Origin of the sequence: Marinomonas spartinae, assembly GCF_900089775.1 — a bacterium.
Taxonomy (GTDB): Bacteria; Pseudomonadota; Gammaproteobacteria; order Pseudomonadales; family Marinomonadaceae; genus Marinomonas; species Marinomonas spartinae.
In genome coordinates, this window is the sequence record NZ_FLOB01000002.1 from 392,526 (window position 1) to 405,690 (window position 13,165).

13 protein-coding genes are annotated in these 13,165 nt (G+C 41.0%); 6 read left to right on the forward strand and 7 right to left on the reverse strand.

Features of this window, described 5'->3' with window-relative positions; genetic code table 11:
- The first annotated feature begins 232 nt into the window (after positions 1-232).
- The 3 genes from nudK to MSP8886_RS05880 all read left to right on the forward strand — a co-directional run bounded on the left by nudK (position 233) and on the right by MSP8886_RS05880 (position 3,020).
- Positions 233-814 (forward strand): GDP-mannose pyrophosphatase NudK, encoded by a 582-nt coding sequence (gene nudK, locus MSP8886_RS05870; RefSeq protein WP_067013691.1) that lies wholly within the window; start codon positions 233-235, stop codon positions 812-814.
- Between the two features lie 382 nt (positions 815-1,196).
- Positions 1,197-2,096, forward strand: a complete 900-nt coding sequence (locus MSP8886_RS05875; RefSeq protein WP_067013692.1) for a TauD/TfdA family dioxygenase — start codon at positions 1,197-1,199, stop codon at positions 2,094-2,096.
- Positions 2,097-2,108: 12 nt separating this feature from the next.
- Complete coding sequence (locus MSP8886_RS05880) at positions 2,109-3,020, forward strand: AEC family transporter (protein ID WP_217491328.1); 912 nt, start codon at positions 2,109-2,111, stop codon at positions 3,018-3,020.
- An 89-nt stretch (positions 3,021-3,109) separates the two neighbouring features.
- Here the strand turns inward: MSP8886_RS05880 and yiaY are convergent, their stop codons facing one another.
- On the reverse strand, positions 3,110-4,258 hold the full coding sequence (gene yiaY, locus MSP8886_RS05885; RefSeq protein ID WP_067014500.1) for an L-threonine dehydrogenase: 1,149 nt from the start codon (positions 4,256-4,258) through the stop codon (positions 3,110-3,112).
- A gap of 255 nt (positions 4,259-4,513) precedes the next feature.
- On the opposite strand from yiaY, the gene MSP8886_RS05890 reads away from it, so the two are divergent.
- A complete protein-coding gene (locus MSP8886_RS05890; protein ID WP_067013694.1) occupies positions 4,514-5,830 on the forward strand; it encodes an MFS transporter in 1,317 nt (438 codons plus the stop codon).
- A 28-nt stretch (positions 5,831-5,858) separates the two neighbouring features.
- On the opposite strand, the gene MSP8886_RS05895 is transcribed toward MSP8886_RS05890, so the two are convergent.
- Complete coding sequence (locus MSP8886_RS05895; protein WP_067013696.1) at positions 5,859-6,950, reverse strand: OmpP1/FadL family transporter; 1,092 nt, start codon at positions 6,948-6,950, stop codon at positions 5,859-5,861.
- 288 nt (positions 6,951-7,238) lie between these two features.
- Between MSP8886_RS05895 and MSP8886_RS05900 the strand changes: the two genes are divergently transcribed.
- Positions 7,239-7,502, forward strand: coding sequence for a DksA/TraR family C4-type zinc finger protein (locus MSP8886_RS05900; RefSeq protein WP_067013698.1), 264 nt, complete (start codon positions 7,239-7,241; stop codon positions 7,500-7,502).
- A gap of 35 nt (positions 7,503-7,537) precedes the next feature.
- On the opposite strand, the gene MSP8886_RS05905 is transcribed toward MSP8886_RS05900, so the two are convergent.
- Positions 7,538-7,918, reverse strand: coding sequence for a hypothetical protein (locus MSP8886_RS05905; RefSeq protein WP_139063094.1), 381 nt, complete (start codon positions 7,916-7,918; stop codon positions 7,538-7,540).
- A gap of 119 nt (positions 7,919-8,037) precedes the next feature.
- Positions 8,038-8,481, reverse strand: coding sequence for a hypothetical protein (locus MSP8886_RS05910; protein WP_067013703.1), 444 nt, complete (start codon positions 8,479-8,481; stop codon positions 8,038-8,040).
- A 224-nt stretch (positions 8,482-8,705) separates the two neighbouring features.
- Between MSP8886_RS05910 and MSP8886_RS05915 the strand changes: the two genes are divergently transcribed.
- Positions 8,706-9,290, forward strand: coding sequence for a hypothetical protein (locus tag MSP8886_RS05915; RefSeq protein WP_067014503.1), 585 nt, complete (start codon positions 8,706-8,708; stop codon positions 9,288-9,290).
- A 456-nt stretch (positions 9,291-9,746) separates the two neighbouring features.
- Here the strand turns inward: MSP8886_RS05915 and MSP8886_RS05920 are convergent, their stop codons facing one another.
- The 3 genes from MSP8886_RS05920 to MSP8886_RS05930 all read right to left on the reverse strand — a co-directional run bounded on the left by MSP8886_RS05920 (position 9,747) and on the right by MSP8886_RS05930 (position 13,144).
- On the reverse strand, positions 9,747-10,964 hold the full coding sequence (locus tag MSP8886_RS05920; protein ID WP_067013705.1) for a ribose-phosphate diphosphokinase: 1,218 nt from the start codon (positions 10,962-10,964) through the stop codon (positions 9,747-9,749).
- A 183-nt stretch (positions 10,965-11,147) separates the two neighbouring features.
- Entirely contained in the window at positions 11,148-11,351 is a 204-nt protein-coding gene (locus MSP8886_RS05925; protein ID WP_067013707.1) for a tautomerase family protein, read from the reverse strand.
- A gap of 260 nt (positions 11,352-11,611) precedes the next feature.
- On the reverse strand, positions 11,612-13,144 hold the full coding sequence (locus tag MSP8886_RS05930; RefSeq protein ID WP_067013709.1) for a DUF3612 domain-containing protein: 1,533 nt from the start codon (positions 13,142-13,144) through the stop codon (positions 11,612-11,614).
- Positions 13,145-13,165: the final 21 nt, after the last annotated feature.

The window sequence follows — 13,165 nt, forward strand, 5'->3', positions numbered from 1 at the left end:
AAGGCAGGCAAAGCGTTAAAGAGAATGGGAGTCATTAACTTACTCTCTACTCCACTAATAGTAAAATCTTTATATGATATTTTTTATATAAAACACGCCAAAATACCTGTTTTTTTGTTGGTTTTCTTATTCTATTTTGTTTAGCCCTTGGCAGTTTCAAGTTGGCTACAAAGCCAATTTTTTATGTTATTAATCTCATCTGGTATCTATTGTATAAACGAATGGGAAAATTATGAGTGTGGATATTCGTAATCTAGAAAAAATGCTTTTATCTGATAACTGGTACACCTTAAATAAGGTGTCGTTTGACTTGCAGAATCAACGAGGACAGTGGCAACGGCAAGAGCGTGAAGTCTACGATCGGGGCAATGGGGCGACGATTTTGCTTTATAACCTGAAAAAAGGAAGCGTGATTTTGACGAGTCAGTTTCGTATACCGACCTATTTGAATGGTAATACTGATGGGATGTTGATCGAAACCTGCGCTGGGCTTTTAGATCAGGATAATCCAGAAGACTGTATCAAGCGGGAAACCCAAGAAGAAACTGGTTTTAAAGTGGACAAGGTGAGGAAGGTGTTTGAAGCCTATATGTCCCCTGGTGCTGTAACGGAGTTGTTGTATTTTTTTGTGGCGGAATACTCCGACGAGATGAAAGTATCCCAAGGCGGTGGTCTTGAGCACGAGCAAGAAAACATCGACGTGCTGGAGTTGGACTTTAAACAGGCTTGCGACATGGTGGATTCGGGTGAGATCAGAGATGGGAAAACCATTATGTTATTGCAATATGCCAAGTTGAATAGCCTATTCGGATAAAATAGAAATTTATCTGACAGGTGATGTAGCAAAAGCTTACTTCCCCCCCTATCTTTCTTCAACTTATATAAAGACGCCAGTTATGAAGATAAAAGATAGTAGGCCTATACAGGAGAGATCTTAAAATTGATAGTCCTATTTTACTCATTTATGAATATCAATGCCATATTAGATTAGGCCATGTTTTTTAAGTAATGTTCACTTTTTTGTTTTTTTAATTTAGAGTGGTTTAAATATCCAAATCAGTTTTGTATTTTTATGTGTTTTTATGTGTTTTTATTTTTTTTGATACCTTTTCTGTTGACACTGATTATCATTTAAATAGAATCTCCCCCGTCAGATAATTGACTTTACTATGAAGTGTAGACAGGGAAGCAATGGTATGCATATTTATAAAGTTTCCAAGATGGAACAGGATTTTATTTCTTCATATTTTGAAAATATTTCAAAAATGGAAATTAACAAAGAGAGTATAGATTTGGCTAAGAGGTCTATTCTTTCTGTAATGCCGGGATTATCTAAGTTAAGGGAAGATTTAGATAATGGTTTTGGTGTCATTAAATTTGAATCTTTACCAATAGGGGACGCTAAAGAATTCTCTCCTCCCCAAAATGGTATTAAACCAGAAGATAAATCCAATTTTTCTGAGTTAGTGTTATTGGGAGTTACTTCTGCTTTGGGTTTAAATCCATTTTCGTATCAAAATGAAAAAAATGGAGCGCTTGTTCATGAAATTGTTCCAATAATGGGTATGGAAAAAAGTATCTCTAGTAATGGTATTGACTCGTTTGATTTTCATACAGATGGAGCATACTTGGAAAGGCATATGAGGCCTCATGCTTTGTCATTGTTATGCCTTTCAAACGAGAGTAACACGCCAACAAATATTGTTAATTTGGAACAATGCTTGGATAAGCTAAATGAAAAGGACATTGACCTACTTTCAAAAAGATTATTTATACATCATGCACCGGAGACTTTTAGTGTTAAAAACGGAGTTTGCCATAGCTCAGTAGTTGATAGGGTAGATGGAAAATATGAAGTAAAGGGTGCGATGCATAATACTAAAGCTATAAACGAAGAAGCTAATGAGTCTCTTTTGAAACTTTCATCTCTCACTTCGAAATATAAAATTGAGAGTAATTGGAATGCTGGTGACTTAGTCGTTTTTAGTAACTTAAGAGTGTTACATGGAAGAGGAAAAATATCAGGGAAACGCTGGTTACAGCGTTGCTATAGTTCATTTTCTCATAATGCAGCAGACGTTATTACCTTAAAGTAATGGAGAAAACTAGTGGAGTCAATAAGCCTCATAACCATTAAGATATGCCTGCTAGTATCTATATCTATTATTGGTTTAGTTATAGGGAAAAGGACAAGTGTAAATGCAAAAGATATTTCACTGCTTTTAGTCTATGTCATATCACCTTTTGTTATTTTCTATTCAATAATTAATTCTCCATCAGATTTGAGTTTTTTGAAGTATTCATTAGGATCTTTTCTAACATCAAGTTTTTTGGCTATTTTAGCTTATAAAGTATCTGCTTTTTTATGGTCTAATAATAAACGAAATTTGTTTTCTTTTTCTGGTGGTACAGGTAATACTGGGTATTTTGCGCTTCCTATTGTATTGTCTTTATTTTCTCCAGAACAATGGGGGATTGCAATATTCATTATTATAGGAGTCAATATATATGAGTTTTCTGTTGGGTATTTTATAACTGCGAAAGGTAATTTTAGTACGAAAGAATGTATTTTAAAATTATTTACTTTGCCAATATTATATGCGGCTTTTTTAGGGTTGATATTTAAGTATTTAGAAGTTCACATATCCAGTTCTGTTTTAGATTTTATGTCTAATTTTAAAGGTGCTTATAGTGTTTTGGGAATGATGGTTATTGGGATTTCTCTATCTAAGATTACTAGGGCTGAGTTTGATGTTAAATATTTAATTTCGTCTGTTATTTGGAAACATTTAATTGTTCCTTTTTTAGGTGTTTTATTTTATTATCAATTTTCTTTAGATAAAAATGTAATAATGATTATTGCTTTAATGCTATCAACACCAATGGCTGGAAATGTTGTCGTAGTTTCTAATCAGCTGAATGTCCATTCTGAAATTGCAGCAATAGCTGTTATGATTAGTACTCTGTTATCAGTTTTTTCGATACCAATTTGTTTGTATATAGTTGAACGTTTTTTTTAGATGTATTGGGGGGAAGCGAGGAAAAGTTTTTCAGAAACAAAAAGGCCTTGTAGATGGGCTACAAGGCCGGTGTTTTCGTCGCGGTTGGGTTAGAAAGCCGATTTGAAGATGGCGACGACGTCTTCATGGCTTGGTTGAATTGGGTTGGTGAATCCACAGGCGTCTTTCATTGCATTGCTTGCTAATGTGGCGAAGTCTTCTTCTTTCGCGCCTAGTTCTTTTAGGCCTGCAGGGATATTCACGCTCTGAGATAACTTGACGATGGCTGCAATGGCTTCATCCGCACCTTCTTTATCACTCATTCCCTGTACTTCCACACCTAGGGCTTTAGCTACGTCTTTTAGGCGAGGTGCTGCCACTTGGCTGTTGTAGCGTTGCACATGGGGTAATAAAACAGCATTACAAACACCGTGTGGCAGATCGTAGAATCCACCAAGTTGGTGCGCCATGGCATGTACATAGCCCAAAGAGGCATTATTAAAGGCCATTCCGGCTAGAAACTGTGCATAAGCCATTTGAGTGCGAGCTTCCATATTAGATCCGTTATGAACCGCTTCGTGTAGGTTGTCACGAATGATCTCAATCGCCTTAATAGCACAAGCGTCAGTAATCGGATCCGCTGCGGTAGATACGTAGGCTTCAATGGCGTGTGTTAAGGCATCCATCCCAGTTGCAGCGGTAAGAGCTGAGGGCATTCCTGCCATTAATCTCGGGTCGTTAACCGATAGGATTGGTGTAACATTTTGATCGACAATGGCCATTTTTATATGGCGTTCTTGGTCTGTAATGATGCAAAAGCGTGTCATTTCAGAGGCGGTGCCTGCGGTGGTATTGATGCTGATTAATGGCAACTGTGCTTTTTTAGAGACGTCTACGCCTTCGTAGTCACTAACGTGACCGCCATTTGTCGCAACCAGTGCAATACCTTTGGCACAGTCATGAGCAGAACCACCGCCGAGAGAGATAACACAGTCACATTGGTGTGTATGCAGGACATCAAGGCCCGCATTCACATTATCGACTGTTGGGTTAGGTTGAACACCATCGTACACCAAACTTTGTATACCTTGCTCTTGCAGAAGGGTTTTGACTTCGGTTGTCACGCCCAGTTTAGTCATGCCGGGATCCGTGACTATCAATGCCTGTGTAAAACCTAGTGCCTGAATCTGTTTGACGGCATCGTTAAGCGCGTTTTCGCCCATAATGTTTACTGCAGGTATATAAAATGTATTACTCATGATGCTTACCTCTTCGTGTTTAGGCCACATGTTTTTTCGTGATCTTTGGTGCTATTGTGGCTCTGCTAGCCACAGAATGATTTGATTTATGACAAGGGTTCTGCATAAAGAGGGAGTATGTGATTGAGATGGTTTGTTGATGGTCTGAGTTTGTTTACTGACACAAAAAAGTCACCCTTTTGCTGTAGTACATGAGGTGGCCGACATGTTTTGTCGTTTTCTATATATCTGTCATCTTTTTAAGGGAGTCGCATTGTGTCCAATGCTTTTACGAAAACTGAACGTAGCTGGGTTGTCTATGATGTTGGTAACTCGGCTTTTGCGTTAATCATCTCGACGACGATTTATACGATTTTTTTTAATACTATCAGTCTGCGTGCAGGCCTCGCACCGGAAGACAGTACCACTGCTATTGGTCTGATTAATGCGGCCGCATTTTTATTGATTGCTATTATTTCACCTTTGCTTGGCACCTTTGCCGATTACCAAGGGAATAAGAAAAAGCTATTTAGTGCGTTTGCCTTTTTAGGGATTATTAGTGTTAGCGCCATGATGCTAGTGGGGGATACTCAGTGGTTGTTAGCAGCGGTGATTTACAATATTGCTATGTTGGGGTTTGCTGGGGCGAATATTTTTTATAATGCCTTTTTGTTGGATGTCTCACCCAAAGATCGTCTGGATAAAGTGTCGGCGGCAGGGTTTGCGTGGGGTTATATTGGTTCGACTATTCCGTTTGTTATCACCCTAGGTATCATTTTTGCTTTTTTCAAAAATGACGATGGCATTACGATGATGGGATTTGCCTCGGCGTTTTTGATTACCGCTGTTTGGTGGCTTATTTTCACTGTGCCATTGTTAAAGAACGTCGAACAAAAATACGGCATCCCACCCTCTAAAACTCCCTTTAAAGATACCTGGCGTCGTTTGGCTCAGACTGTGGCAAAAATCAAACAAAAACGGGCGATTTATCTCTTTTTAATTGGCTATTTTCTTTATATTGATGGAGTCGATACTATCATTGTGATGGCGATGGACTTTGGTATGAAAAACTCGACCATGGGGCAGGTGGATTTAGTGCTGGTTGTATTAGCTATCCAGATTATCGCTTGGCCTAGTACTTTGTTGTATGGCCGCTTATCTGAGTCCCTTGGGACGCGTACCATGATTTTGTTTGGCATTACTACCTATGGGGTGATTACCCTCGTAGCCGCTTTAATGGAGTCTATGCCATCGTCTTGGATTAATGGGGCTTTTATTCTACTGGCAGTGTTGATAGGCACCGCTCAGGGTGGCGTTCAGTCTTTGAGTCGATCGTATTTTGGCTCTTTGATTCCACCTGAGCAATCGGCAGAATTCTTTGGCTTTTTTAATATCTTCGGTAAGTTTGCCGCTATTTTAGGGCCCGCTTTGATTGCTTTGTTTACCTATTTTATGAAGGGACATGTAGTCGGGTTCTCTGGTCTTCAGTTTACGGGATATTCACTTGGCGTGTTGTCGTTGATGGTCTTTTTTATCGTCGGTGGCATGGTATTCGTGATGGCCGATCGTGAAGCAAAAAAAGACCTCACCTGAGGTCTTTTAATCAGTCTAACGTGCGTGTTTAGAAATGATGGGACACTTTTAGCCCCAATCCAGTGGCATGATTATTATCGAATTTAGTTTCGTTTCCCGATAGGCTGGTTTTGGCATCACCAATCCATGAGTAGCTGATTCCTGCTGCAATGGCCGTACTTGGTGTTGCTTGATATTTTAGTCCGGCAATCAAGGCTTTATAACCATCGGTTGGGGAAAGGTTACTGACGATATTACCAGACAATTTTTCATAGGCCACAGCCAAGGAACCGGATAAAGTATCGGTGAGTTTTTGACCAATGCCTAAGCGATAAGAAATCGTATTTTCACTGTAGTCAACGAGGTTGTCCCCTGGACTGACAAAGGTTGTGTAAAACTGGGGCGTAATTTGCGTTTTTTTCCATTCGACCCAGCGTGCTGAAAACATTAATAATGTGGTGGGAGTGATGCCCGTTTGAAAGTCAAAATTGATGGATTTCGGCATGGTGACATCAAGTGGTGTTTCGGCGGCCAGTGAATTTCTTGTGATGGCTTCTTTATTATGAAAGTGGATCTTTATTGGTGAGTTATAGGTCAGTGAGGCCCGTAGGGCAATCTCGGGTATTTCGTAGGCTACCCCTACTAAGTAGCCCCAATCGTTTTGAGTGTCGGTCTTCATCGAGTAGGTCGCACTGGGTAAATGTACCTTCCCCTTGGAGGTAAGGTTCCGTGCGCCTGCGTAGACCGAAAAAGGCGTATTAATTTTGTAGCGCAAGATGCCGCTTACTTCCAGCGAGTCTACCGAGGCAGTGGTGCCTGCAAGTGGATAACCCGTCCCTGATGGGTAGCGAAGATCGGCGCCATAGGGTTGATCGACTATGATTGCCATTGACCAGTCGTTTGAAAGATCTTGTTTATAAGCACCGCCGAATTGTGTAAAGCGTTTGCTGACATCACCAGAATGGAGAGAGCCCACCAAAGAGCCAGAGACATTGGGTTTAACGGTATAAGCACCGAGCTCTAAATAGGTTCCTTTTTCAAACAGGGCAGTAATAGGCTGACCGGATCGATCCATACCACCTGCATAAGCAGCCGTTATACTGAGGGTGCCTAAACTAGCAACTAAGAGTGTTTTTTTCATTATATTTCACCTGTTTTGTTGGCGATTCATAACCGCTTGACAGTCAATGAGAGTATTTTTATGAGAGATGACAGACGAGCACATAAGGTAGATTCTAAGTGCGTTATGTTTCATTTATGTATTCTTATGTATTTAGTAGAATGAGAGAGAGAAAAGTAAGTGTAAAAATAGTGTTATAAAAATGTATTATATGATCATTTTTTTGATGACGATAGTGTGAACATCTCTGTCTTGCCTTAGTGAAAGGGCGGTAGGATGCTCACAAAGTGTCTAGTAAGGGGAGTTATCATGGCCAGTGGGTGGGCACAAGATGGCGCAGTACAAGATCAAATAGACGCAACGGTAGATTCTGAAGTTGAGCGGGCAAAGCAAAGTCTGCCTAAAGGAGAGAGTTTGACCCATTGTGAAGAGTGTGATGCCCTAATCCCTGAGAAACGGCGAAAGGCGATTCCTGGCGTCCGTTTGTGTATAGTGTGTCAGTCCGAACAGGAGAAGAAAGGTCGCTCCTCTTTATATAACCGTGCTGGTAGTAAAGATAGCCAGTTGCGTTAGTCTATACAAAAGTAAAATGACTGAAATGTCGCTGTTTACTGAGCATTTAATGGCTCGGTATTATTAATATATTGTCCATGAGCGGTACGGAAAAACACATTACATTGAGTAAGTTCGTATGAGTTTCCCGATTTTTCAACATACGGGTTGAGTTCTAGCGTTATAGTAAGCTTGTCTTTTTTACCGGATTGTATCTTCTCTAGAGACTGATAGACTGCGTACTTTTTCTCTATCCCTCCTTGCGTCTTGCTAGACCAAGGCATTCTTAAAATGATATTGCCTTTGCAGTGTGGAGCGCTAATCGGAAAGCGATTCTTGTTAAGAATGACTTCAAACTGTCCGCCATCTAAAAAAAAGTCGTGTTTATCGATTTTTTCAATTTTGAGCAGATTATCGCTTGTTATCTCAAAGCGCATATGCAGATATTGATGGTTTTTTGAGTCGTTCTTGATTATTGATACGTGCGACTTATATAGATTTTCAGCGTGAGATATGGACGTGAAACATAGTAAAAGGATAATATTTAATAGTCTCATTATTTAACCCCTAGAACATATTTATTCCATTTTTCTATATATTCTGAAGGTTTACCTTTTCCGAGAGGTGTATTGTAATGGGCCTTCCAATAGTTTGCTTGTTTCTCAATATTACCAATCGGAGGTAGAGGAGATGGAACTCTCATGTATATGATTCTAGCTATTGCAGCAGCATACTTATCGTTATATTCAAGTTCATTTATTTTATCCGCACTCTTGTTAGTAAGTAGAGATAAAACCTTTTCTTTAAGCTTTGGTCTGTAATCAATAAAGTTGGTCCAAACATCGTTATGAGTATTAGGTTCTATTTGGAAATAACTAACAGCTGGGCCTCCTCTTTGTTGATTACGATATTTAAAAGCAAGACTTTCCTGAACTGCTGTACCTAATAGTAACTCCTCTGCCGCTGGGCTATCGGCACCTATGATAAGTGCTATCGGCACCTATGATAAGTAAAGCGGGTCTTATAGTATTATTTTTGAATTGTATAAATTTGTTCAACGTTAAAATCCTTTTCTGTACAGCACAATCGTACGTGCTCCCAACATACGTCATGTACTACATTTTTTCAACTCCTGCGTGCTTAGTGTGTTAAGGTTTGGTTCATTCATGAGCAGGCTAAAAGAGTTGTGCTCACTATGTTGAAAAGATGAAGAAGGAAGAGGTTGTGACTGAGTCAAAATCGGTACAGATTGAACAGTTAGAAAAATTACGTACGGCTTGGTTGCCAGCGGTTGAATTTTTATTTGGCAAAGCGCCTTCCCAAGCAGAGTTTGTGGGTTTTGAAATCGATGATAACTCGGCTAAACCTGTGCTGTTGTTTGAAAATGATAAGGCCCCTTACCAATATAAAATTCAAATACCCGCGAGAAGCTTCACCAATGATGTGATGCTGCTTGCAGACGTGATTCAAGAAATGGTTCGTGGCTTGAATCCTGTGGGGAAAGCAGGCGCTGAGACGAATGCGTTGTATGAAGGCGCTACTGTTTATGGCTCGATTATGGCGATTAAACAGGTATTTGGCGATGAAGCGGTTGACTCCTATCTGAATGCACTAAAAAAACAGGCTTTTGCTTATTATGATGCTTTTTCATATGTGTCGGTGCTACTGAGTGATGACCCTCAGGCAGTGAAAAAATTGCGTGCTGTTCAGCCTTTTTTATATCAAGTTGAGAAAGTGGATTTTGAGACTGCAGAAATAGAAATAGACCGGAAAATCAAAGATATTTTATTACTCGCATTTCGAGGATAAGATGCCTGTGTGAGTGCTGATTAGCATGATATAGCAAAGGCCCAAAGGCCATCACAGGATTGTGATGGCCTTTTGACTCTTATTTACTACCTAAGATACTGGTTTCGTTTTTCTTAGTGTTCTTAGCCGCTTTTTTTTCTTTTGCTGTTAAAAGAGGCTTTTTCTTAGCGTTCTTTTTGCTGTCTTGACCCTTACTCATGATAGTCACCATTTGTCATCACTCAATAAACCTGAAGTCGCTTTGAGCCAACCTAAGGGCTGTGTTACGGGGTTGTGTAACGAGATGAGTATGTGCTTATTGGGGAAGAAGAGAAAGCGATATATGAAACTAGAATCAAGATAAGGTAGAAAGCTGAAAAGGAGAGTCGGAGTTATGCAGACGACTGGTTGGTTTCATCAAAAAGGCCCGTCTTTCATTAAAGAAGACGCGCCTTATATGAGTGTCGATCGATTTGATTATTTACTTTTTTTCAGTTCTTGTAATTCTTCGCTAAACCAGATTTTGCGTTTGAAGCGAGGGTTTTTAGACGACATGTCGATTTTATAGGGGTTTGGCTCGTGGTTTTGAGGCAAATCTAGAATGTTGCAAAGCTCTTGGGCCAGCCATTTTTCGACTTTTAGAACCACCATTTTTTTACGCAAGCGGCCTTGTTCGTCGCGATTTAGAATCGTCGGCAGGGTATTCAAGGTAAGGATTTCACCGAGAGCAGGGTGCGCCATACGCTCGCGGCCTTCGTCGCTGGCATAAAAGTGTGATACAGCGAATACCATACGCTTGGGGTTAATTTGCTGTAGGAATTGGCAAGATTTTACCACCGTAGACCCAGTTCGAACCATGTCGTCAAACAAGACAATACTAGCACCATCCAATCCATCAAAGGTGTGTTCGCTTTCTTTGTGTAGGGTGATTTCGACTTTACGTTCATTAGTCCGCTCTTTATCTAGCATGATGAACTTCGCTTTTGGTAAGCCAAGAGTATGAAACATCTCTTTGACGAAATCACGGGCACCTTTATCAGGTGCACACAGTACTAGACCTTCACCGTTTTCACCGTAATCCAACATATCGGAGTTTAACAAGTAGTGGGCGTAAATTTCATAAGGGATGAGATTATGAAAGTCTCCCTCAAAGACCTCGTTAAACATCTTTTGTACTGAATCGGAGTGATTATGTATTGTCATAACCGTATCAACGCCCGATAGCTTGAGCATTTGGGCATAGAGCTTAGCGGTAAAAGGTTGGCCATCGAATTTCTTTACGTCTTTAATGTCACGTTGAAAACTGGTTTCGCCTAAGCTCAGATGAGGGCCACGATCCTGTGCACTGTAGAATAAGTCTGGCTCGACAAGGATCACACGAGCCGCTCCGTTCTCTTTTGCTGCGCGAGCGATGATCAAATTTGCCATGGCTAATTCTTGGCGACTTTTCACATGGCTGTTGGTACTCACAATGATCACAGACTTGCCTTTTAGTTTGCGACCAATGTTGTCGAAGTCATGTTCGTCAGAGATGAAACGCGGGCAGAACTCGGAGTTCATGAATTGTTTCATACTGATAATATCGTCAATATCATCGTACTGACCCATTGCATAGGCAATATCAATAGCAAATGGATTATCGGAAGAGTTACTAACAACGACAACATTCGTTGACTGGCCGGTCGACAAAGTCATGAAAAAAATCCTTAACTGAAGGGAGGGGAGTTTGCGACAATTTTAATACTTGTAGGTTTATTTTGATAGAGTCGATAGAGCTAATTACCAATAAATGGCGTTTTCTTATCGTTGTCCACAAAACATCTAAAGCATCTGTCAATGAGCGTAAACGGAGCCCATTCAGCGGATAAATCTCACAGCCTAATCCTGTTGAGCGGCCTTATTATCGCAATGTAACCTTCCTGCTTTCCCCCAATGTTCATCATCGAAATTTTGAAAGAAGACCGTCACCGCTTCAGGAGGCAGCTCATAGGCTTCTTCAAACGCTTCTGTTATACGTTTTATTAACAATTGCTTCTGCTCTTTGCTTCGACCGGGTGATTGCTGGATGGTAATGACTGGCATAGATTATCTCCCTACTGAAATATACTGCTGTTATTTGATTCATTGTGAGTAGCGTGGCTTCCCATTTATGCTATTTCTACTAACATTAAGTAGCCTCTTTATATCTCTTGTCTTAGGGTGGTTGCAAGGCTATTCACCTTCGCCTCATTGCCCGTCATTCTAATGGTCATGGCGACTATAATATTGCTAACTACCGAGCGATTAAGGCTCTTTCTCAATTACTACCAGCTTCCAATATCAACTTTCCCCAAACACGCCAACTACCTCGCCTCACATTGCTGATAACAGCTTGGTTTCCTTGGACAGACGGCGCCACGGGAGCAAATCACGCGAGCATCATTGTCTATTCCCCGTTCTATCCAATTAATATTGAGAATTTTCGCCACACTCATTAGGTCTTTTTTGATACTTCTCGGAATGGGTGAGGAGCCTCCTTTGGTTACGCAGGCTTGGCGTAAATCGGCTGCAATGCTTAGGGCATCTTTACTCTGAGCGTCAATGGCTGGGTTTAAATCGATGCCGGAACAAAGTACATGACTGTTGCCCGCTAGGTCGTGCACTTTAATGGATTCACAAGCATAAATCCGTGGTTCATCCCCTACATTGAGTATGGATATTTGCGCTGAGGTGCCAGTACTTGGTTCGCTGATTTTGCGAAATACCGACCAATGCTGGCAAGGGTCTTCCACCATGCTCATATTCCCCCAAGGCAATGGGATGCCATTACCCCGATACACAGCTTTGAGCTTGCCTGGCGCGTAGGCATCAAAGTAATGCCAATGGGGATAAGGCGAAGCAGCGGTCATGCGCCGCATGGTGACCGATTCGGACACATCTGCCAGCTTTGCGGTATTGATTTCATAGCCATTGCGATCCAGCATTTGCCGAAAGGGGACTTTGGGACACAGTAAAGCGCCAGCAAAAAAGCTGCACTCGAAGTCTCGCCAAGCATACAGAATGTCCTGAGCATCCATGCCTGCGCCTGATGAATGGGTCTTAGTGCTTTTTGATTGAAGTGGCGAGATTTCATTACGTCCTGTGACTAAGACGTTTTTCATCCCATCTTTATCGTGTAATACCGTGTGACCGATGTGTACCGCAAGGTTGTATTTCAAACGTTGCGGCTGGTTTTTCATAATTTGATTGATGTAGATGGTGCTTGGCGGATCAAAAAAGGAGGTCACCACATGGCTTTCATCAATGCCCATGTCTTGTAGGACGGCTATGGGCGTTTTTCGGAACCATTTGATCTGCAATCCCATTTGTTTGGTGATAGTGATCAGGTCATCGAGACTTAAGGGTAAGCGCTTGAGTCCTACTTCTTCGGCGGCTCGCTCTAAATCTGGAAAGTGATTTTGATGATGCTCTTGGTGAGCACGAATCAGCAAATGGGCAAATTGACGGCCACTGGTGCCTGTTTGGGAAAGCATTTCTGGAATAGCGATTTGCAAAATTTCTTTGGAGAAGAGAAAGTTTGGCTCTAATGCCATGCCATTGATGCCGCCACCCGAGCCTTTTGTCGGAGTAATGGCTTCTTCCTCGGGAATATCGTCTAAAAACCAAGCCACATTTTTTTGAAAAACACTGGCAATGACTTCCAATAACTCCTCACTAGGAATGCGTTTTCCTCTTTCAATCATGGATAAATAAGACACCGATGGGGCAGATTCTGCATCCATTTTTATACAGCGGGCGGATAAGTCTTCCATTGTCAAACGGTTACGTTTACGCAGGTTGCGGATCTTAGTGCCCAAAAAATGGGCTTTACGGTTGAGGCTATTTTTATTTTTCATTTTTGTGAAATTTACACTGTG